The sequence below is a fragment of the Nocardioides abyssi genome, assembly GCF_030412915.1.
GTDB classification, from domain to species: Bacteria; Actinomycetota; Actinomycetes; order Propionibacteriales; family Nocardioidaceae; genus Nocardioides; species Nocardioides abyssi.
On the sequence record NZ_JAUHJR010000354.1, the window covers coordinates 1 to 203 of the forward strand.

Sequence of the window (203 nt, forward strand, 5' to 3'; positions counted from 1 at the left end):
AGCCTCGACCACATCCGCCACATCATGGGCGAGTCGATGGAGGCCCTGATCCACCACTTCAAGCTGGTGACCGAGGGCTTCCGGGTGCCGGCGGGCCAGGCCTACGTCCCGGTCGTGGGGCCGCGCGGCGAGCTCGGCGCGCACGTCGTCTCCGACGGCGGCACCCGTCCCTACCGGGTCCACTTCCGCGACCCGTCGTTCAC

Annotated in this window: 1 protein-coding gene; it reads left to right on the top strand. The window is 71.4% G+C overall.

The genetic code is table 11. The annotated features are described in order from the left end of the window. A partial coding sequence (locus QWY29_RS20975) for an NADH-quinone oxidoreductase subunit D-related protein (protein WP_500684593.1) occupies positions 1–203 on the top strand: 203 nt, incomplete at both ends.